The sequence below is a fragment of the Streptomyces capitiformicae genome (genome assembly GCF_002214185.1).
GTDB lineage: Bacteria > Actinomycetota > Actinomycetes > Streptomycetales > Streptomycetaceae > Streptomyces > Streptomyces capitiformicae.
On the sequence record NZ_CP022161.1, the window covers coordinates 10,785,957 to 10,807,866 of the forward strand.

The 21,910-nt window shown below is 70.6% G+C and carries 11 protein-coding genes and 3 pseudogenes; 10 read left to right on the forward strand and 4 right to left on the reverse strand.

What is annotated here, in order from left to right; genetic code table 11:
• The 9 genes and pseudogenes from CES90_RS48310 to CES90_RS48350 form a co-directional block, all read left to right on the forward strand.
• Positions 1-4,246, forward strand: a 4,246-nt coding sequence (locus tag CES90_RS48310; RefSeq protein ID WP_208921757.1) for a type I polyketide synthase, incomplete at its 5' end; no start/stop codon positions are given.
• A gap of 131 nt (positions 4,247-4,377) precedes the next feature.
• Positions 4,378-5,190, forward strand: a pseudogene (locus CES90_RS48315) (beta-ketoacyl synthase N-terminal-like domain-containing protein); the annotation flags it as partial.
• Positions 5,191-5,462: 272 nt separating this feature from the next.
• Positions 5,463-5,765 carry an LPXTG cell wall anchor domain-containing protein gene (locus tag CES90_RS48320; protein WP_189788760.1) on the forward strand — a complete coding sequence of 101 codons (303 nt, stop codon included), beginning with the start codon at positions 5,463-5,465 and terminating at the stop codon, positions 5,763-5,765.
• Positions 5,766-6,127: 362 nt separating this feature from the next.
• The gene (locus CES90_RS48325) at positions 6,128-7,429 is read left to right on the forward strand and encodes a DUF418 domain-containing protein (protein ID WP_189788761.1); all 1,302 of its coding nucleotides are present in this window, start codon (positions 6,128-6,130) and stop codon (positions 7,427-7,429) included.
• A 13-nt stretch (positions 7,430-7,442) separates the two neighbouring features.
• Positions 7,443-8,603, forward strand: coding sequence for a sensor histidine kinase (locus CES90_RS48330; protein ID WP_189788762.1), 1,161 nt, complete (start codon positions 7,443-7,445; stop codon positions 8,601-8,603).
• Positions 8,600-9,265, forward strand: coding sequence for a response regulator (locus CES90_RS48335; RefSeq protein ID WP_208921978.1), 666 nt, complete (start codon positions 8,600-8,602; stop codon positions 9,263-9,265). Before CES90_RS48330 ends, CES90_RS48335 begins: the two co-directional genes overlap by 4 nt.
• Before the next feature lie 112 nt (positions 9,266-9,377).
• A complete protein-coding gene (locus tag CES90_RS48340; protein ID WP_229914559.1) occupies positions 9,378-9,575 on the forward strand; it encodes a hypothetical protein in 198 nt (65 codons plus the stop codon).
• 148 nt (positions 9,576-9,723) lie between these two features.
• On the forward strand, positions 9,724-10,608 hold the full coding sequence (locus tag CES90_RS48345) for a GNAT family N-acetyltransferase (RefSeq protein ID WP_189788764.1): 885 nt from the start codon (positions 9,724-9,726) through the stop codon (positions 10,606-10,608).
• Positions 10,551-10,868: pseudogene (locus CES90_RS48350) on the forward strand (DUF5701 family protein); the annotation flags it as partial. The gene CES90_RS48345 and the pseudogene CES90_RS48350, both read left to right, overlap by 58 nt.
• A gap of 249 nt (positions 10,869-11,117) precedes the next feature.
• Here CES90_RS48350 and CES90_RS48355 read toward each other — a convergent pair.
• From CES90_RS48355 to CES90_RS48365, 3 genes are all read right to left on the reverse strand, one after another.
• Positions 11,118-12,971 carry a family 43 glycosylhydrolase gene (locus tag CES90_RS48355; RefSeq protein ID WP_232791403.1) on the reverse strand — a complete coding sequence of 618 codons (1,854 nt, stop codon included), beginning with the start codon at positions 12,969-12,971 and terminating at the stop codon, positions 11,118-11,120.
• Between the two features lie 201 nt (positions 12,972-13,172).
• Positions 13,173-16,283, reverse strand: a complete 3,111-nt coding sequence (locus tag CES90_RS48360; protein ID WP_208921759.1) for an RICIN domain-containing protein — start codon at positions 16,281-16,283, stop codon at positions 13,173-13,175.
• A 467-nt stretch (positions 16,284-16,750) separates the two neighbouring features.
• Positions 16,751-18,013: an extracellular catalytic domain type 1 short-chain-length polyhydroxyalkanoate depolymerase gene (locus CES90_RS48365; protein WP_232791404.1), complete on the reverse strand. Its 1,263-nt coding sequence runs from the start codon at positions 18,011-18,013 to the stop codon at positions 16,751-16,753.
• Between the two features lie 327 nt (positions 18,014-18,340).
• Between CES90_RS48365 and CES90_RS48370 the strand changes: the two are divergent.
• Positions 18,341-18,669, forward strand: a pseudogene (locus tag CES90_RS48370) (ABC transporter permease); the annotation flags it as partial.
• 368 nt (positions 18,670-19,037) lie between these two features.
• Here the strand turns inward: CES90_RS48370 and CES90_RS48375 are convergent.
• Positions 19,038-21,857, reverse strand: a complete 2,820-nt coding sequence (locus CES90_RS48375) for a glycoside hydrolase family 2 TIM barrel-domain containing protein (protein WP_229914564.1) — start codon at positions 21,855-21,857, stop codon at positions 19,038-19,040.
• Between the last annotated feature and the right edge of the window lie 53 nt (positions 21,858-21,910).

Sequence of the window (21,910 nt, forward strand, 5' to 3'; positions counted from 1 at the left end):
CATCAGCGGGACGAACGCGCACGTGATCCTGGAGCAGGCACCCGCCGACCAGGGTCCGCCCGCGGACGACAGCCCGGCCTCGGAGCCGCGCGTACTGCCGTGGATCGTCTCGGCACGCGACGAGACGGCCCTGCGGGAGCAGGCACGCCGACTGCACACCCACGTGACCGCGCACCCGGAGCTCGACCCGGCCGACGTCGGCTTCTCGCTGGCGACCACCCGGGCCCGCCTCGAGCGGCGCGCCGCCGTCGTGGGCACCAGCCGTGCGGAGCTGCTGGCCGGCCTGGACGCGTTGGCGAGCGGTGAACGGGCGCTGTCAGTGGTGCACGCGAGCACCCGGCGGCAGGGCAAGAGGGCGTTCCTGCTGACCGGCCAGGGCAGTCAGCGCCTGGGCATGGGACGCGACCTGTACGAGACCTCGGCGGTGTTCGCCGCGGCCCTGGACGCGGTGTGCGCCCACCTGGACGGCGTGCTGGACCGTCCGGTCAAGGACGTGCTGTTCGCGTCCGCCGACTCGGCGGACGCGGCCCTGATCGACCAGACCGTCTTCACCCAGGCCGGGCTGTTCGCGATCGAGGTCGCCCTGTTCCGGCTCGCCGAACACCACGGTCTGCGGCCGGACTTCCTGCTCGGCCACTCGATCGGCGAGGTCACCGCGGCCCATCTGTCCGGTGTGCTGGACCTGGCCGACGCGTGCCGGCTGGTGGCGGAGCGGGGCCGGCTGATGCAGGCGGCCCGCGAGGGCGGCGCGATGGCCGCCCTGCAGGCGGGCGAGGAGGAGGTCAGGGAGCAGTTGCTGCGCCACGACGCCTCGCGCGTGTCCGTCGCCGCCGTCAACGGCCCCCGGGCGACCGTGGTCTCCGGCGACCACGAGCTCGTGGCCGAGATCTCGACGTACTGGCGCAAGCGCGGCCGCAAGACCAAGGGGCTGCCGGTCAGCCACGCCTTCCACTCCCCGCACATGGAGGAGGTGCTCGACGAGTTCCGGGCCGTCGCGGCGGAGCTGACGTTCCACGAGCCGCGCATTCCGATCGTGTCCAACGTCACGGGCGGACTCGCCGCCCACGAGCAGTTGGCGTCCCCCGACTACTGGGCCGCGCACATCCGCGAGGCCGTCCGCTTCCACGACGGCGTCCGGTGCCTCGCGGGCCTGGGCGTGACCGAGTACCTGGAACTGGGTCCCGACGGTGTGCTCACGGCGTTGACCGCGGACTGCCTGTCCGAGGAGGCCGGGATGCTCGTGCCGATGCTGCGCGCGGGCCGGAACGAACCCGAGTCGGTCGCGTCGGCCCTGGCCGCGGCCCTCCTGCGGGACAGTGCGGCCGACGCCGACTGGTCCGCCTTCTTCCCGGGCGCACGCCGGGTGGATCTGCCCACCTACGCCTTCCAGCACGGCCGTTACTGGCTCGAGGGCGCCGAGGAGCCCGCGGACGCCGCCGGGCTGGGGCTCGCCGCCGCCGGTCACCCACTGCTGGGGGCAGCGGTGCGGGTCGCGGACCGTGACGCGTATCTGTTCACCGGCCGCATCTCCGGTCGTAGCCACCCGTGGCTGACCGGGCATGCCGTGCACGACCTGGTGCTGCTGCCCGCGACGGGCCTGCTGGACCTGGCGCTCGCGGCGGGCGAGCAGGTCGGCTGCGACCGGGTCGAGGACCTGACGCTGGCCGCGCCGCTGGTCCTGCCCGAGCGTGGCGCCGTACAGCTGCAGGTGGTGGTGGCGGAGCCGGACGCCGCGCACCGCCGACCTGTCCAGGTGTACGCCCGCTCCGCGCGGGACGGCGGGGCTGACGTCGCCGAGGCCTGGACCCTGTACGCGGAGGGCCTGCTGTCCGCCGAAGCGACCGTGCCCGAGGGCCTGACGGTGTGGCCGCCGGCCGGCGCCGCCGAGGTGGACCTGGCCGGCGCCTACGAGCGGCTCGCCGCGTCCGGCTACGCCTACGGGTCGGCGTTCATGGGGCTGCGCCGTGTGTGGCGTGGCGAGGGCGAGGTGTTCGCCGAGGTGGCCCTGGGCGAACAGGAGCGGAGGGACGCGGCGGCCTTCGGGCTCCATCCGGCGCTCCTCGACGCCGCCCTGCATCCGCTGCTGCCGGGTGTCGTGGAGGCGGACGGGACCTCCTGGCTGCCGTTCGCCTGGTCGGGAGTGAGCCTGTACGCGACCGGGGCGACCGTACTGCGCGTACGGCTGTCCCTGTCCGACGACAGCGACGGCTCACTGCGGGCCGCGCTGACCGTGGCGGACGGTACGGGTGTCCCGGTGCTGACGGCCGAGTCGCTGCTGCTGCGGCCGCTGGCGCGGGAGGCGCTGCTCGCTGCGGCGGACACCTCGGCGGACGGGCTGTTCCGGGTCGGCTGGAGCGAGGTGCCCGCCCCCGGCACGGCCGCGGACACGGCCGGCTGGGCCGGGCTCGGCGACGACTCCCTCGGGCTGCCCGGCCTCACCGCACACAACGACGTCGGCGCGCTCGGCGCCGCCGTGGCGGCCGGTGCACCGGCTCCGCCGGTGGTACTGCTGCCCGCCGTGTCGCACGCGGCGGACGGCCCCTCCGGGCTCTCCGAGCGGGCGGGCGACGCGGTACGGCGGGTCCTTCTCGCAGTGCGCGAGTGGCTGGCGGACGACCGGCTGGCGGCCTCGCGGCTGGTCGTCGTCACCCGGGGCGCGGTGGCCGTGGGTGCCGAGGACGTCACCGACCTGGCGCACGCCGGTGTCTGGGGGCTCGTCAGGTCCGCGCAGACCGAGAACCCGAGCCGCCTGGTGCTGATCGACCTCGACCCGGCCGACGACGCCCCGGCCGGTGCGGCGCTGGCGGCGGCTCTGGCGGGCAGCGAGCCGCAGGTCGCGGTCCGCTCGGGCGCCCTGCTGGTACCGCGCCTGGCCCGCGCGGCACGCGATCCGGAGGCCGGCGCGCCACGCTGGGACCGGGGGACCGTCCTGATCACCGGTGCGACGGGCACGCTCGGATCCATGCTCGCCCGTCACCTGGTGGCCGAACACGGGGCCCGCAGGCTCCTGCTGCTCAGCCGCCGTGGGCCGGACGCCCCCGGAGCGGCCGAACTGCGCGCCGGCATCGAGGCTCTCGGGGCCGAGGCGGTCCTCGCGGCCTGTGACGTGACCGACCGCGCGTCCCTGGCGAGGGTCCTCGCGGACATTCCGAAGGACCGTCCGCTGACGGCGGTGGTGCACACCGCGGGCGTCGTCGACGACAGCATCGTGGCCCGGCTCAGCCCGGAGCAGCTCGACAGGGTGTTGCGGCCGAAGGTCGACGCGGCCTGGAACCTGCACGAACTCACCCGGGACGAGGAGCTGACCGCGTTCGTGCTGTACTCCTCGGTGGCCGGTCTGCTCGGCACCGCGGGGCAGGCCAACTACGCAGCCGCCAACACCTTCCTGGACGCGCTCGCCGCCCACCGACGGGCCCACGGCCTGCCCGGGACTTCGCTCGCCTGGGGTCTGTGGGCCGAGTCCAGCACCGTCTCCGGCGGCCTCGACGAGACCGACCTGCGGCGGCTGGCCCGGGTGGGCCTGCGGCCGATCGCCACCGACGACGGGCTCGCCCTGTTCGACGCGGCCCCCTCGACCGGTGAGGCCGTCCTCGCCGTCAGCCGGCTCGACTCCGCGGCACTGCGCGGCCGGGGCGCCGAACTCCCGCCGGTGCTGCGCGGCTTCGCGGGATCCGCAGGTCGCAGGACCGCTGCGGCGCACGGTACCGCGGCTGACGAGGTCCCGCTGGCGCAGCGGCTCGCGGCGCTCGGTCCGGTGGAACGGGAACGGGTGCTGACCCACCTCGTGCGCGACCAGGTCGCCGCCGTGCTCGGCCACGCCGACGCGGACCGCGTCGAGGCCGACCGCTCCTTCCAGGAGATCGGCTTCGACTCGCTCACCGCGGTCGAACTGCGCAACCAGCTGAACCGGGTCACCGGACTGCGGCTGCCCACCACGCTCGTCTTCGACCACCCCACCCCCGGGGCCCTGGCCGCCCACCTGCTCGGTGAACTGGTCGTCGAGAAGGAGGAACCGGCCTCCGCCGCCGACGCCGTGCTCGGCGAATTGGCCGGTATGGAGGAGGCCATCACCTCCGCGGTATCGGACCGCGAGGCCCGCGACCGGATCACGACGCGGTTGCGGGAACTACTCAGGGTGACCGAGGCCCAGGGCGCGTCGCCCGCCGACCGTGCGGAGCAGGACGACGCGGACCTCGACACGGCGAGCGACGAGGAACTGTTCGCGCTGCTCGACGGACAGGACTGACGCCGTTCCATCACGCACCACCGCCGAGACCGTCCCTCGGTCCCGGACCCGCCACGGCACGGTGCCCCGGCACCGTGCCGTGGTTCCACCTCACGCATCCGAACCCACCGATCAGGGGGAGTTGAATTCACGTGGCTGACGAGGCCCGACTCCGCGAATACCTCAAGAAGGCCATAGCCGACGCCAGGGAGGCCCGCCGACGGCTGCGCGAGGTCGAGGACAGGGCGCGGGAGCCCATCGCCATCGTCTCCATGGCCTGCCGCTACCCGGGCGGCGTGACCTCGCCCGAGGACCTGTGGCGGCTGGTGGCCGACGGTGTGGACGCCGTCTCCGGCTTCCCCGCCGACCGCGGCTGGGACCTGGAGCGGCTCTACCACCCCGACGCGGACCGGCCGGGCACGTCGTACGCCCGCGAAGGCGGGTTCCTGCACGACGCGGCGCTGTTCGACCCGGACTTCTTCGGCATGTCGCCGCGCGAGGCGCTCGCCATGGACCCGCAGCAGCGGCTGCTGCTGGAGACCGCCTGGGAGACCTTCGAGCGGGCGGGTATCGACCCGGCGGTGCTGCGGGGCACCGGCACCGGGGTGTTCACCGGCGTCATGTACAACGACTACGGCTCCCGACCCCACCTTCCGCCGGACGGGTTCGAGGGCTACCTGTTCAGCGGCAGCGCCGGCTCCATCGCCTCCGGCCGCATCGCCTACACCTTCGGCCTGGAGGGGCCGGCGGTCACCGTCGACACGGCCTGCTCGTCCTCCCTGGTGGCGCTGCACCTGGCCGCGGGGGCGCTGCGCCGGGGCGAGTGCGAGCTGGCGCTGGCCGGCGGAGCGACGGTCATGTCCACTCCGATAGCGTTCACCGAGTTCTCCCGGCAGCGCGGTCTGTCCGAGGACGGCCGGTGCCGCTCGTTCTCGGCCGACGCGGGCGGCACGGGCTGGGCCGACGACCCCGCCATCGCCGAGCGCGAGTTCAATCTCATCGTGACCGACGTCCAGCTCGCCACCTTCGGGCGCGTCCTGACCGGCCAAGTCGCTAACCGCCGTCCACGAACAACGCCGGGCCCTGGAAACCCAGAGCGCGAGTTCGATTCTCGTCACCCGCTCCACGATGAAACCCGAGGTCAGTGGCCTGGGGTTTGTGGCTGCCACGGTCCCTCGGGGGCTTTCACTCCGCCACGCGCTCAAAGATCGGGCACGCGGAGGGCACGGGCGCCTGGTTGAGGCCAGCCAGCCCCTGCTCGTCGAGCCGGTGTCTACCGTACGACCTGCTGTTTTCACCCCGCGCAGCACAACCGAAGCCCGCCGCTTCGGCCTCGGCCTCGGGCGCCGCCTCCGACCCGCGACCCCAGACGGCCACCGCGTCGGCCTCCGCTTCCGCCTCCCCCACCACGGGGGACGACCTCGCCGCGACCGGCTCCAGCGAGATCGTCGGCTGGGCGGCCGCCGCGGGCGCCACCGCCGTCGCCGGCGGCCTGCTCCTGCTGCGCCGCCGCGACCGGGGGCGCCACGGGGCGTCGTAGCCACGAGCGGACGACGGCGGAATACAGCACCCGATGCTTGGCCGTCGCCGAGCCGGAGCGCTGGGCCACACCGACGAGGTGCACTGCGTCGATGCACACTGCTCACTCCAGCAGCCGGCCCGCCTCGGCAGCAGCGGTCGGACCACGGACCATCCCCCGTCCGTCATGTCCGTCGGACAGTGGGTGCTCGCAGACCCACACCGCCTGACGGCGCTCAAGCGCCAGCCCGAGCCCCAGACGAAGCCCCGAGCGGCGTCAGGTGGCGTCATCCCTTCTGAGGGTCGTCCCTCCGCCGAAGTGATGAGGCGGTCTTGTACGTCGGTCTGACGTGTCCGCGGGCACCGCCGCCATAGCTTCGCCTGGTGTCAAGGGAAACCAAGTCGAAAGAAGCACAGGCGAGTCGGCGCGTACAGTCGCTGGACGTGCTGCGCGGTGTCGCCATCATCGGAACGCTGCTGACCAACATATGGATCTTCGCCATCGGCTCCGGGGGCGATCCTGTCTACCTGCTCGGCAAGTCCGAGGAGTTCCTGGCTCCACTATCGAACGCCATCTCGAACGGTAAGTTTCTCGGGCTCCTGTCGATTCTGTTCGGCGTCGGCATAGCGATCCAGTTCGAGTCGGCGGTCCGGAACGGGCTGCGCTGGCCATGGCGGTACGAGTGGCGCTCGCTCCTGCTGCTGGCCGACGGCTTTCTCCACTTCGCGCTCGTCGTGCAGTTCGACATCCTCATGGGCTACGCGCTGGTCGGCATGGTGATCGCCCCGCTGCTGCTTCTGCGCACCCGCTGGCTGGTGGTGGCGACCGTGCTCGCCGGGGCACTGCACCTGGTCCTGGAGTTCAACCGCATGTTGGCGGGCCGATCCGCCGGTGGGCGTGGCGGGGACGGCGACTGGGCGGAAGGGTTCGGCGGGGGCTCGCTCGGGTCCGGGTTCGGCGGGGGCTCGCTCGGGTCCGGGTTCGGCGGCGCCTGGGACGGCGAAGTGCCCATGACCTACTTCGCCGAAGTCGCCGATCGGATGGGGAACTTCTGGGCCCTCCGCGAGGAGGCGTTCATCATTGCCCCACCCCTGTCGGCGTTCCTCTTCCTGTGCGGGGTGTTGCTGTGGCGGGCGGGACTGTTCAGGGGTGACGCGCGGGCGCACGCGATGAGCCGCTGGCTCGCGGTGGGCGGGCTGACCATCGGCGGAACGCTGACGGCGTGGGAATATCTGCCCCTGGCGGGGAAGGACATCATCGGGGCACTGTCCCGCTACACCGTCGCTCCGATCGTGGCGTTCGGCTATCTGGGGCTGATCCTCATCCTGCTGCGCCGCCGTGGCGGCTCCGGGTTCCTCAGCCGCCGCCTCGCAGATGTCGGCCGCACCGCGCTGTCGTGCTACATGCTGCAGAACGTCGTCGCCATAGTGGCCTTCTCCCAGTGGGGACTTGGCCTGGGACCGTTCGGCCCCCTTGGTACGGTGCTGTCCTGGGCGGCGATCAGCGCCCTGCTGATGCTCGGCGCCTGGTGGTGGCTGCGGCACTTCCGCCAAGGCCCGTTCGAACTCGTCTGGCGCTGGGCGGTCAACGCCCCCTTCCAACGCGCCGACCGCAGGCGACAGGAAAAGCGCGATGAGGACGAGAAGCAAGCGACGGCCGACAGGACCTCCGTCGGCGCCCCGTAGCGGCGTCGTGGCCGTGGCAGGGCTGGCGGTTGTCGCGGCCTCGATCGACCTGGGGGAGCTGCTGTGGTTGGAGCGGACGACGGCCCGGGCCGTGCTCCTGGCCGTCTCCGCGGCCGTGTTCGCGCTCGCCGTCCTGTGGCGCCGCTCGCGTCCGGTGACGGCTCTGGCCGTCGTCGGCCTGGGGTACCTGGTCACGTCGGCCTGGCCGGGTGACCAGGTCACGCCGACGCCCGCCCTGGCGCAGGCAGGCGTGTGGGTCGCCGCGTTCAGCGCGATCGCAGCGGGCACGGCTCGGTTGCGACTGGCGGCCATCGCCACGCTGGGCGCGTTCGTCGCCGCGGACGCCTGCCGCGTCCTGTGGAGCGCCGAGGCGTACGACTTCGGGCTGGTGGGGCTCCTCTACGACACAGCGGTCTTCGGCTTCATGCCCGTCGTGGTGGTGGCGATGGCCGATGCGGCGCGCAGCCGCGTCCAGCTGGCCGCCACGCAGGCCGAGCAGGCCGAACGGCTGCGGGAGCTGGACGCCCGCGCGGCCGCTCGCGACGAGCGGCTGCGCCTGGCCCGTGAGTTGCACGACGCGGTGGCGGGCCGGCTCAGTGCGGTGGCGATGCGGGTCACGGCCGTCGGTCATGTCCACCGGGACCGGCACACCCCGGAGGGCGAGGCCCTCGCCGAGATCGGCCGGGAGGTCGGCGCCGCGCTGGGCGAGCTGCGCGGCGCGCTGGACTCGCTCCGGGACGACGAGGCCGCCGCCGACCTCGTGGCGCGGCCGTCGCTGCGTGAGGTCGAGGCGCTGGCCGACCAGGCGCGCCGGGCCGGCGCCGCGGTGGACATCGTGACCACCGGCGAGCCGAGCCCCCTGTCCCATATGGTCGACCTCGCGGCCTACCGCATCGTTCAGGAGGCGTTGATGAACGTGGCTCGGCACGCCCGTCCACCACGCGCGACGGTCAGTCTCGACTACGGCAGGGATCGGCTGTGCATCCGCGTCGACGACGAGGGAGCGCCCCAGGGCGGGCCGCGGACCAGCCCGACCGCCGGTCATGGGCTCATCGGGATGCGGGAACGCGCCGCGCTGTGCGGAGGCTCGGCCACCGCGGGCCCCCGGCCGGACGGCGGCTGGCGGGTCGATGCGACGCTGCCCCTTCCGACGGGGGCGGCATGGCACCAGTGACCATCTCCGTGCTGCTCGCCGACGATCAGGATCTGGTGCGTACCAGCATGCGCATGATGATCGATGTCGAGCCCGATCTCGTGGTCGTCGGAGAGGCCTCCGACGGGGGGGCCGCGGTGGAGCTGGCCGCCCGGCTACGCCCCGACGTGGTGGTCATGGACGTGCGTATGCCGCGGCTGGACGGCGTCGCGGCCACTCGGCAGATCATGGCCCAGGCAGGTCCGCCCGCCATCCTCGCGCTCACGACCTTCGACCTCGACGAGTACCTGTTCGGGACGTTGCAGGCCGGAGCCACGGGGTTCGTGCTGAAGGACGACCCGGCGGCCACGTTGCTGGACGGCATCCGGGCGGTCGCCCGCGGTGACGGGTTCGTCTCACCGGGCCCGACCCGAAGGCTGATCGCCCGAGCGTCCAGCCACAGCATCGGGATCGTCACGCTGCCCGACGGCCTGACACCGCGGGAACGCGAAGTCCTCGCCCTGGTCGGACACGCCCTGAGCAACGCGCAGATCGCCCGCCGACTGCGCGTCGAGGAGAGCACCGTCAAGACGCACGTGCAGAAACTGCTGGCCAAGCTCGACGTCCGCACGCGGGTGGAGGCGGCGCTCATCGCGAGCCGGGCCGGGCTCGTCGAGAACGGATCGGCCGAGCCAAGGAGATGAACACGCTGGGAGAGTCCGCCGAGGGCGAGCGGATCAAGCGCCTGGGTGCGACACACCCCGGTTCCCCGGTCTCGCCCCGACCCTCGCCCGGCTGCGCGAGGAGCACCGCACCGTGACCCGCCTCCCTTCGGAGATCGCGGAGAGGCTGGAGAAGCTGGAGGTCGGTGACCCGGCCGGAGTGATGGACGAACTCGACCTGGTCATCGACCGGTTGGAGCGGCACTTCGCCTACGAGGAGGCCACCCTCGTCACCGCGCTGGACGCGCTGGGGTTCGATCCGGCCCAGCGGGGGGCGCCTCCTGCCGGGTGAGGGCGACCCGGCGGCTGGTCCGCTCGACCAGCGCGGCGCAGTTCCTCCGCCAGCGTCAGAAGGATCTCGATGTCACGCAGCTCCACGCCGCCCTCCCCCTTGGACCAACGCCCTGCCAGGACCCTGACCCGAGGAGATCAGCCAGCTCATGGGAACGCCAGCGAGCATCCGCTCCGCCGAGCCGGTCTCCCAGGCCGACGCCGACGCCTGGCACGAGGTCGTCACCGCGTCGATGGCCGAGGACCTGCCCGACGTACCCCCGCCGCCCCGCGCACAGGCGCACGCACGGCTCACCCGCCCGCGGCTGGGCACCAGGCTGCTGACCTGGTTCGCGTACCAGGACGACGGCCGGGGCCACAGCCGGGCGGTGGGCGCGGCGACCCTGTGTCTGTTCGACCGCGAGGGCCAGGAGCACCTGGCCGAGATGGAGTTGTACGTACGCCCCGACGCGCGGCGCCGCGGCACCGGCACGGAGCTGCTGTCCGCCGTGGTCGCCGCGGCGGTCTCGGCGGGGCGCCGCAGCCTGATCGCAGAGGTACCCGCGTGCACCGCCGCCGAACTCTTCTGCGTACGGCGCGGCTTCCGTCATGCCCTGACGCTGCACCACCTCCTGCTGTCCCTGAGCGAGGTGCACCGCGGCTGGCTCGACGAACTGACCTCCGTCGAGCGCCCCGGCTACCGCGTGGCCGAGTGGAACGGCGCGGTGCCGGACGCACTCGCGGACGCCTTCGCCGACGCCAAGAGCGTCATGAACGACATGCCCACCGGCGACCTCGACCACGGCACGGTCGCCTGGGACGCCGAGCGGGTGCGCGCCATGGCGGCGGTCGTGGCCGGACGGGGCGACACACTGCTGACCGTCGCCGCGGTCCACGGTGACGGGACCGGCGACGGGGCCGCCGAGATCGCGGGCTTCACCGAGGTCGTGATCCCCGGCGGCACGGCGGCACGCGCCCAGCAGTACGACACCGCCGTCTGCTCGACGTCGAACGCGGTGAGGAGTTCTGCGGCGCCGTACCACTCGACGCCATGACCACCATCGCCGTACGGGGGCGCACGCTCCTCACCATCGAGGAGGGCATCGCCCTCATCACCCACTTCCCGCAGGTCCTGGTGAAGAACAAGTGCTTCTCGCTCGGCGGCTCCCGGAGCGGCGACCGTCGCGTACCCGCCATCTGGATCAGCCAGAAAGCTCCCAAGCTGGGCTGGTGCTGGGAGGGCAACCCGCACACCTGGCTCGGCATGGCTTCCGCCGACGACCTGCGCGCCACCACCGGGAACGCCGGCGCCTGACGGAACACAGCGCGACCCAGCGCTTCGGGCCGGGCCGTCGGCGATGGCCCGGCCCGCCCACGGGTACGGACGGCGACCCCACTTCTCGGCTTATTGCGGTCGGCATGAGCGCACACAGGTCAGCAGCCATGCAGCCGCCCAAGCGCCGTCGCTTCCCGAGCTGAGAGCGCGAGTTCGAAGAGTCGAGCAGCAGGCCGCCCGCGGTGTCGTGGGCGGCCTGCTGCTCGGGTTGGTTGTGCTGGCTGTTTGTCAGCTTTCTTCGGCGCCGTCCGCCGTGGAGGACCCGGCGACGTCGAGGACTTTGCCGCTGTGGAGGCAGGTGATGGTGTGGTAGCCGTCCGAGGTGGACTGGAAGGCCCAGTGCTGGTTCGGTTTGCCGTTGTCGGGCCACTGGATCACGGCGGCGCCGTCCGCGTTCGAGGCGCGGTAGACGTCGGCGACCTTGCCGCTGCGCACGCTGACGCATGTGTAGGCCCTGGTGGGGGCGATGGTGTACTGCACCGAGTCGATGTCGACGTGGCCGGTGCCGCCCGGGTTGTAGGTGTAGAGGCCGACCCGGTCACCGCGGTAGCCGCCCCAGGTGAGCTGGTAGGTGCCGCCCACCTGCGTGAACGAGCTCCCGTCGAGGCTGTAGGAGAAGCGGCTGACCCCGTTAACGTCCCAGGAGGTGCGCAGCCACACGGCGTTCTGCGTGATGACCGCGCCGCTGGTCAGGGTGCCGCCGGCGTTGTGCTCGATCGTGGTGGTGGTTCCCGAGCGCCGCACGCCCAGTCCGGCGTAGGTGGCGGCGTAGTGGCACAGCCCGGCGTGCTGGCCGTCGGCGAGGCCGGCCAGTTCGAGGCGGACGGTCACCGTCGCGCCGCCCGCGGTGCGCAGCACTCGTTGGGTGAGGGTGTTGCCCACCTTCATCAGGTTGTCCCCGGCCAGCGGTGCGAACGCCTTCAGCCGCAGATAGCCGGGGCGTTCGGTCAGCGACCAGTAGCCCGCGCGGGGTTGGTAGTACCACTCCCACTGCGGCTTGAGGCGGGTGTCGGTGAACGAGTCGCTGGTCACGACGGCGGGCAGCGCGTCGACGGGGAGGCCGGGGGTGCCGGCGGCGGGCAACTGGCCCGTCCACGCCATGGTGCCGATGCCGTCCGAGCCCACCGTGCCGATGATCGGCCAGCCGTCCACCCAGGTCACCGGCAGCAGGGACAGCACGCGCCCTTCCCAGCCGCCGTGGCCGTGGTGGGTCACGAAGTACCAGGCGCCGCCCGGGGTCTGCACCAGCCCACCCTGGTTGGGCTCGCGGTCCACCGAGGTGTTGACGTGCAGCAACTGCCTGGTCTCGAACGGGCCGTAGAGGCTGGAGCCGCGGTTCATCATGAGCACCCGGCCCTCGGACTTCACCTCGCTGAACAGGTGGTAGTAGACACCGTCGATCTTGTACAGCTTGCTGGCCTCGCTGCGTGAGGACTGGTGGATGACCGTGGACGGGCCGATGAGCGACCTGCCGTCCGCGGACAGCTTGAACAGATGTATTTTGTAGCCGTCCGCGTAGTGGGTGGTGACCAGGTAGCCCTGGCCGTCGTCGTCCCAGAACGGGCACACGTCGTTCCAGCCCGAGGTGCGCCACATCGAGTGCAACGGCTCCCACGGCCCGGTCGGCGACGGGGCCGACGTCATGAAGAAGCCCTCGTCGGGCGTGTTGAAGTACACCCAGTACCGGCCCGCGTGGTGGCGGATGGCCCCGGCCCACACGCCACGGCCGTAGCGGTTCATCCGGTCCCAGTTCAACTCCGGCCCGATACGGGTGACATCGTCGACCGCGCCGCCGAGCGTCCGCCAGTTGACCAGGTCCTTCGAGTGCAGGACGGCCATACCGGGCGAGTACCCGAACGTACTGGTGATGCCGTAGTAGTCGGACCCGACCCGGATGCAGTCCCAGTCACTGAGGTCGCCGGGGATGATCGGGTTGACGTACGTGCCGTCGCCCTGATCGCCCCACGTTGTGGCCGGAAATGAGTCTGCCGCCGCCCTGCTCGCCGGCAGCAGGCCCGGCAACACGAGCGCCCCGGCACCGACCGCGGCGAGCCGGCCGAGCTGTCTTCTGGTGATGTCCACGATTTCTGTCCTCGGATAGGAGCCAATACGTGTATTGGCGGTGTTTCGACGCGAGTAAGCGGTGGTGGAGGCTTGCAGGGGCGGTGCCGGCCCGCTTTTCGCCGGCACCGCCCCTCAGGTCCTTTGCCTCCCTCCGTCCGCCTCAGCAGCAGCACACCGAGGCGGCTGAGCGAGGTGTGTGCGGCCGGGGCGCGGAGAGGATCAGTCCACGTTCACAGCTCGCCAGAGCTGGCTGTCGGCGTTCGTGTCCGTCGTCTGCACGAGCTGAGCGCCTGCTGTCGTCGACGAGCCGGAGACCGAGAGCAGCTTGCCGCTGTTCACGTTCCTGATCTTGTAGTAGCCGTTTCCTGCGGCGATCAGTGTCCAGCGCTGGTCCGCACTGTTGTTGGCGGTCTGCTGGGTGATGGTCGCGCCGTCCGCGGTGGACCCGCTGGTAACGCCCAGCGGCAGACCGCTGTTCTGGTTGACGATCTCGTAGCTGCCGTCCCCCACCGCGACCCACCGCCAGCGCTGGTTCTGCGCTCCGGTGTCGTTCCACTGGACGACGTTCGCCCCGGCGGAGAGCGATCCGCCCGAGACGTCGATCGCCTTGCCGCCGTTCTTGTTGAGGACCTTGTAGAACGCGTTCTTCGCGGGGAAGGCGATGGAGGCGAACGCGTCCAGCGCGCAGACGGTGTTGGAAGAGGACGCGTTCTTCGTGCCGGTGCACACGACCTTGATCGTGTGGGGACCCGCGGCGAGATCCGTCTTCTCGAACAGCGGCACCTGCTTCGTCACCGTCGAGGCATAGGCGTCGATGCCCGACTGCGCCAGGGCGCCGTCGATGTAGACGTCGACCTTGCCCATGTTCGGCTGCTTCATGCTCAGGTAGCGAATGCCCGTGCCGGTGAACGAGTACTGGACGTAGTCGCCCGCCCTGCTGGTGAACCTCTCGGATCCCCTGAAGTCCTGCGAGTCGTTCCAGTTCGACCAGCCGGAGGAGTAGGTGAGAGAGGAGTCCTTGTCGTCGACGTAGGCCCATCGCTGCCGCACGAGCGACTTCGACGCGGCCGATGCGCTCCCCTGGGCGTCCACGACGTAGAGGCGGTAGTCGCCGACCGTCGGCGGGACAGTGATGGTCGTCGCGGTTCCGGCTGCCTTCGTCATGGTGGGGCCGACGGCGAACGTCGTCGTACCGGAGGGAGCCAGCCAGAGAGTCCTGGTCCCGTCACCGATGCTGCGGACGGGAATGGACGACACGCCCTTGCCGGTGAACGTGCTCGCGGGCAGGGCGTAGTCCTGCAGGCCGAGGCTGCTCCGGGGGACGATGTCCTTGTAGGCGTCCTCCAGGCCCGCGTTCACGGCGATGTTGTACGCCGGTGACGGCCACACGTTGTCCGCGTACGCGCGCACGTCCTCGATGGTGCTGTTCGGGACCCTCTTGTCGAAGATCTTGTTGACGGTGCCGTAGGTGTTGGTGATGCTCAGGTCGTGCTGCCGGCCCCACGTGCCGGAGTGAATGGTGGATCTGAGGTCCTTGTCCACGTCGAGCACATTGTCGTGGTAGTTGATGTAGGCGGAGCCTTCATCGGGGTGGAGTCCGTACTTGTGGCCGGCCGGAACACCCTGGATGTGGTTGTCGCTGATCTCGGTTCCCGGCTGGCTGCCCAGCGTGTAGATGGGTCCGGCGTCGCTGAGCACTTGCATCGTGTCGACGATCTCGTTGTACCTGATGGTGTTGTTCTTCGCCGTGGTGGTCGGCACGCCGGGTCGGATCGAGTTCGCCGAGCCGTCGAAGTTCCACCATCCCCAGCCGAGGGTGATGCCCGCCCACGGGGACTTCTCGATCCGGTTGTGCTGCACGGACAGTGCTTCGACGAAGTACGCCGACACGGGGTTGGACCCCTGGAACAACACCGCGCTGTCGTAGAGGTAGTTGTTCGTGATCGAGATGTTCTTGCAGACTCCCTCGACGTTCACCGGGTACTTCTCGTTGTTGGTCGAGGTGTAGTCCCCGACGTACACGTGCTGGGGGTGCCCCACGGTCACGGCGGATCCGGCTATGTCATTCGTGACGTTGCCGGTCAGCTGCGAGTCCGTCACGTCGTTGACCATGTGGATTCCGTCGGCGCCGGTGTGCCGCACCGTGTTGCGCCGCAGGACGATTCCGTCGGCGTTCTCGATCTGGATGATTCCCGGCGGCAGGTCGACGTTGCGATAGGTGTAGGCGTGGAAGTTCTTCCTCGCGTACACCTTCGAGCCGGCGTTGCCCTGCTGGCCCTGCCGGAAGACGGAGCCCGCGACGTTGGTCAGGTTCCAGTCGGAGTGTTCGACGGTGAGCCCGGAGAACGTGATGTTCCGCGCGTGGTTGGTCGTGGACGTGCCGGCGATCTTGATGAGGGTGGACACGTTGTCCGGCGCGAACACCTGCGCCGACGTCATGTCCTCCGAGCTGGACTTGTAGTAGTAGACGAGGTGGTTGGTCTTGTCGAAGAAGAACTCGCCCGGCTGGTCCAGGAACTCGTAGGCGTTCATGAGGGTGTGGGTGCCGCCGGGGTTGAAGTTGCCGTTCGGCGGACCCTGGGCGATGGCAGCTCCCGGCTGCTGGAACAGAGCCACGCGATTGGCTCCGTCCGAGCTCGTGGTGATCTGACGGACTCCCACGATGGCCGTGGTCCAGGTCGTCGCCGACTTGATCTCGACGTCGTCCTGGTTGGAGGCTACCGCGGGCAGATCGGCGGGGCTGTACTTGGCTCCGTCGCAATGCGAACCCGACTCCCAGGCCCAGGGAGCCTGACCGGCCGTGACGGTGTAGGTGCCGTAGCATCCGGCCGAGGTGATCGTCTTCGAGGCCATCTGGGCGCGCTTGTCGTTGACGTAGAGCGCGCGGAGCTTGTTGTCGCGGTTCAGCGGGGCCTTCCAGATGTTCCCGCTGTGCTGTGTCCAGCCGGTCACCTTGACACCCCCGTTCAGGACGGGCTTCTCGTCCTGGTAGGCGGCGTACACGACACGGTGGCCGTTCGTTCCGGAGTCGGCCGGCGTGAAGTCGATCGTGCTGCTCACCCGGTAGTTGCCACCGCGGAGATAGACGTTGATGTCTCCGGTCATGTCGTCGTTGACCGTGCGCACGACGTCCCGTGCGCGCTGCAGGGTCTTGAACGGCGCGGTGATCGTCCCGGCGTTGGCGTCGTTGCCGTCGGGGCTGACGTAGTACGTCGCCTGGGTCGCGGCCGAGGCCGGGGTCGGCGTCGTGATGGATGTCAGCAGCGCGGCGGGGAGAGCCATCGCGATCACTGCTGACAACTTGCCGATGGCGGAGGTGACGGGCTTCATCGTCTGCCCCTCCTGTTGGTTCGGACGGTCGTGAACGCGTTCATGTGGCGGCTCCGGGGTGTTGTCAGTGCGGTTGGAGGGAATCTTCATCGCCCGGCCCTTGAGCGTCCCGAGTGCTCAGGGGCGTCGGTGAGTGGCACAACGTCGCGGATGGTGGAGGGGCCTCGCAGCGGCAGAGGCGGTGCGGGCTTTGCTCACGACGGACACGGAGTGGCCTGTGTAATCGCTCGGGCGGGCGGCAGAGGACGGTCGTGGCGCCGGCGGTGAGCGCGTTGATCGTGTCCGCTACGAGGTCGTGGAGCAGTTCGTCCACGGCGGCTGCCCCGTGGTGGTGGTCGCTCTTGTCGATCAGCGGCATGGGGAACTCCCCCCGCGAGGGCCGTCATCATGTGCCGCGGACCGCCCGGCGGGCACGGGACGGTCGGCGGTGCCCTGGGTATCGCTGGTGAGGAGGACGTCGGGCCTGATCAGCCCTCGGCATCTGAGGTCGTCCCAGAGCTCCCGGGGTACGGCGCTTCGCTGGAGTTCCACATTCCGTGCCACCTCTGCGCGGTCGCGCATGCCGAGGGTGACGTTGATGATACTGGGGTGGGTGTGCGGGAAGGCGATCGCTGCGGCGGGCAGGGTGGTGCCGTGCGCCTCGCAGATCTGGGCTGGTTCGTGCCGCCGTTGCAGTCCCAGATCTGCGTCTGGGTGCCGTTGGTCTGCGAAAAGCCGGGCACGTCAAGGCACTTGCCGGAACCGGTGGCGCGGACCGGACCCGTGGTGGTACCGCCGGAGCCGTCGAGTCCGAAGAATGCGATGGCCCGGGCCGCCATGCCGCTTTCGGGCAGGCTGTGCCCGACACCCTGGAAGCTGTTCGCCTCGACCGGTGCCTGCGCGCCGGCGGAGCCGTAGCGGGTGCGGGTCCAGTTGGACTGCGGGGAGTCGGTGAAGACCGGGGTCTGGCTCACCCCGAGCACGTTGGTCCACTGCTTGATCTCTTCACCGAAGTTCGCGTAGTACAGCGCGTCGTCCTCGGTACCGTGCCACAGCTGCATCCGCGGCCGGGGGCCCGTGTACCCCGGATAGGCATTCCGGACGAGGTCACCCCACTCCTGCGGGGTCTTGCTGATCTTGCCGGTGGCGCAGTCGCTGTTCCAGCCGGAGCCGTCGGTGGTGGCGAAGCAGCCGAACGGCACTCCGCTGAACGCCGCCCCGGCCTTGAACAGGTCGGGGTACGCGCCGAGCATGACATTGGTCGTCATCGCGCCGGACGAGGCGCCGGTGACGTAGACCCGGCCGGCGTCGGCGTTCATGTTCTGCACGGTGTACCGGACCATCTGGGCGATGCTCGTGGGGTCGCTGCCCCCGTCGTGCTTGAGCGCCTGGGGCGAGGAGACGTCGAAGCACTGCCCGCTGACGTTCGCGTCCGGGTAGACGACGATGAACCCGTGCTGGTCGGCCAGGCGGGCGAACTCCGTGTTGGAGTAGAAGGTGGGCCCCGTGCCGGTGCAGTAGTGCACTGCCACCAGCACCGCCGGGCGTGCCGGAGCGCTGTCAGGCTTGTAGACGTACATCCGCAGGTTTCCGGGGTTGCTGCCGAAGTTGGTCACCTCGGTCAGTGACGCGGCCGACGCGGTGGTGGCCGAGGTGCCGGTCAGTCCGAGCGCCGCTATCAGCGGCGAGATCGCCATCAGCAGTGCTACCAGTACATCTCTGACGCTTCTCTTTTTGGACTTCCGGGACATTGGCGGCGTCCTTTCTGGATCCGGCGCGGCCGGGGGAATGACCGACTGGTGAAGCGCTTCGACGCTCCCATTGACCCGGATGTGGTGTCAATGCCTGGGTGAGAAGCAAGGTCACGTTGCCTTCATGCTCCTTGTTTCACAAGAGACTTCTCATTGACTTGAGCCGCCAGGTGAAGCGCTTCGACACCTTCGACGAGCGGCTACCGGCCATGTGACGACGTACGACATCCCGCAACCGCTGGGCAGGGGCCCGGCGGGCGGGACCCATACTTCTCCACGAGGATGAGCACATCCGCCTCGACGAGTCGGCCTGGTCCACGCGCCCCGCGGCGCCGGCTGTGGTGGCGGCTGCTGCTCGTCGGGGTGACCGCGCTGCTGCCGTGGGTCGTGGAGACGGTCGTGAACCGGCTCGGCTCCGGCGGGGTCGCCCGGCAACTGGCCATCCGCCGACTTCAGTTGAGCAGCGGCACGGCCGCCCGCATGGTCAACGGCATCGCGGTCGCGGTGGCGGGCGCCTCGCCCTGCAGATGCTGTTCTCCGGGCTGCAGGGCCAGTACACCAAGCACACCACCAACGACCTCACCCGGGCCCAGATGCACGCGGACCTATGGGACAAGGTCCCGCTCGCCCGGGCGGCGGCCGACTTCAAGGCGACCATCAGCGGGGTGTGTCCGGTGTGACGAAGTTCGTAGAACCGGAAGCCGTCCGGGAGGCCGACGGCCGCGCGAGCGCGTCGTCGTTTTCCGCCGACGGAGGTGTGCCGGAAGGGAACCTCTCTCTCACCGAGGAAGACCAGTCCGTCGGGCTCCTCCTCGGCGTTCCAGGCGCAGCGCTGCGTCACCTCCTGGGGGAAGGAACTGCCCGTGCCGGCGGCGAGATCACCGCCTCCCACGACATCGGCACTGGCCGTCACGGTCGTGGGGGCGGTCGCACGCCTCGGGAAGGTGCGGTCGAGCACCTGTAGGAAGCGCCGGTCGGCAGGGGACCGGCCGCATGGTGCGGCGTCGGTGATTGGGTGGACGCGCTACCGGGAGAACGAGAAGTACAGGGTTCGGCCGTAGTCGCCCGTCGCCGTGGTGGGGCCGCCGCTGGGGCCGGTCGCGGCCGGCGGGTCGAACTTGGTGCCGATCGCCGGGATGGCGTCGAGGAACGACAGATCTCCCTTCGGGAAGGGCGGCGCGGTGTGGCGGGGGTCGGGTCCGAACCGGGGGGTGAAGAGGCGCAGGTAGAGGTCCTCGTCCTCGGAGACGACCGTGAGACGTCCGGCGGTGGTGTGCAGGGACGCCCAGCGGACGTCCGCGTGGTAGCCCTTGAACTCCGGGTACGCCCAGCCGTCGGCACCGGTCGCGGTGTCGTTGTACTCCTTCGTCCAGACGTCCGTCGCGACCCCGCGCAGCCGGTTCTTCCACACCCTGTGGGGTCCGTGACCGAGCCATGTCACGCCGGTCACCTGCGATTCGGGATGGTCGAAGCCGACGCCGAAGAGGTCGTGCTCGCCGGTGAGGTGGTAGCGGTAGTCCAACTGCAGCCAGCCGCTGGGATGCAGACGCCACCGGACGTGGCGCAGCACGCCGGAGTACTCGGCCTCCACCGTGTAACCGTCGCCGTCGGGCCCGTGCGTCAGGCGGGCGAGGTCGGCCGTGCCGGTGGTGGGCAGCGGGCCGCGGGACAGCGCGAAGTCCTTCCCTCGGTGGGTGACACCGGCCAGCATGCCCGTCGTGGCGTCGAGCGTGACCGTGGTGTGGCGGGATACGAGGGTGAGCCTGTCGTCCGAGAGAGAGCCGCGTACGGCTGGTCCCGGGCACGTCCGAACCAGCCGTCGGGCCTGGTCGGCGGCGGACGTGATGGTCCATGTCCAGCTGCGGATCTCGCGGCCGTCCGCATCGGTGACGGTGAGCGCCAGGGCGTCGGCGCGTCGCCAGCCGTACGGCAGGGGCAGGCGCAGCACCCCTTGCGCGCCGGGCTCGATGTCCGGAGCGGAGGCGGTGCCCTCGGCGCGCACCGTGTGGCCGTCCCGCCGCTGCGACGGGGTGCGGAAGTCCAGGAGCCGCCAAGTGAAGTGGCAGGCACGGGTGTTGGTGAAGGCGTAGTGGTTGGTGAGGCCGATCCGCCCGTCGAAGTCGTCCGGCAGGCCGGAGGTGAACCGCTCGGGCTCGGCGAGTTGTACGGGAGACCAGATGTCCTTGATCGTGTAGAAGCTGGCCTCCTTCTCGCGGAAGGGGCCGAGGATGCCGTCGGGTGCGGCGTTGTTCGCCACATCGATGGCGCCGCCGAGGTCGTCCCGCACGATGCCCTCGTCGAGCAGTGCCCACAGGAAGCCTCCGGCGGAGAGCCGTTCACGGCCCATCAGCTTCCAGTAGTCGTCGAGGCCCGCGCCGGCGCCGCCGTCGTAGAGGCCGTGGAGGAACTCGGTGGGCATGAAGACGTCGCTGCGTTCCTGGAGGATGCGGCGCGTGCTGTCGTACGTCTCGTAGTGGTCGGTGTTGATGCCGCCGAAGTTCGCCCAGGGGTGGAGGACGGTGCGCTGCTGGGGGTCGTGGCGGGCGTAGTCGGCGTCGAGGGCGGTGTTCCAGCCGCCTTCGTTGCCGTTGCACCAGAACAGGATCGACGGGTGGTTGACATCACGGGTGACCATCGAGGCGACGAGGGGCCTGCCCGCCTCCTCGTCGTAGAACTTCTGCCAGCCGGCCAGTTCGTCGAGCACGTACAACCCGAGTTCGTCGGCGAGGTCGAGGAAGTGCGTGTCCGGCGGGTAGTGGGCCATCCGGACCGCGTTCATGTTCATCTCCTGCATCAGGAGGATGTCCTTGCGGCTGATGCGCGCGCTGGTCGCCCGGCCGGACGTGGGCCAGATGGTGTGCCGGTTGGCTCCCTTGAGGAGGATCTTGACGCCGTTGACGTACACGCCGTCGCCGGGGCGCACCTCGACGGTGCGGAAGCCGAATCTCTCGTCGACGCGGTGGACGGTGCGGTCGTCGGCGCGGAGCGCGACCTCGACGCGGTAGAGGTGCGGGGTCTCCGCCGTCCACTGCCGGGGGGAGTCCACAGCGGTTTTCAGGGTCACCTTCGTGTCGCCGGGAGCGACGGCCGCGGTGAACGGGGCGCCGACCGGGCGCCCGGAGAGGTCGGTGACCCGGGCGACGAGACGGTCGGCGGAACCGGTACCCGACAGATGGGCGTCGATCCGCAGCGTGCCGTCGGCGCGGGCGTCCACGGCGATGCGTTCGATGTGCTGGAGCGGGACCGCCTCAAGGTGGACGGGGCGGTAGATGCCGCCGAAGTTCCAGTAGTCCCCCAGGCGTTCGGCCCGGTTGACGGAGTCGTCGGTGGACTCCTTGCTGACGGTCACCTCCAGGAGGTTGTCCTGCCCCGGACGCAGCTTTCCGGTCACCTCGTAACGGAACCGGTAGAAGCCGCCGCGGTGGACGGGCCCGGCCGACTCGCCGTTGATCCACGCCTCGGTCTCGGTCATCGCCCCTTCGAACACGAGGAAGACGCGTCTGTCACGCCAGTGGGCGGGCGGCGTGAAGGTGTGCCGGTAGCGGCCTTTCTCCTCCGGGCGCAGGTTCCACCCGTAGTTGTACGTGCCGTATCCGTGGAACTCCCAGTTGGACGGAACCGGGATGCTGCCCCAACTGCCGCTGCGCCGACCGCTGGTGCACAGGAAGTCCCAGTCGACCGGGTGGTCGGCGTCCTCTCCGGACAGATACAGGCGCTCGGTGCGCGTGGAGGCGTCCGCTGCGTCGGCTGTCCCGGCGGCCCGGGCCGAGCCCGCGGGAAGGCCTCCGGCGACGGCCGCGCCGGCGGCGCCGAGGATCAGAACGCCACGGCGTGACAACTGCATAACTTCTCCAGCCTTCAAGGAACCGTCGGGGTGGGGGAACGGCACGGACGTGC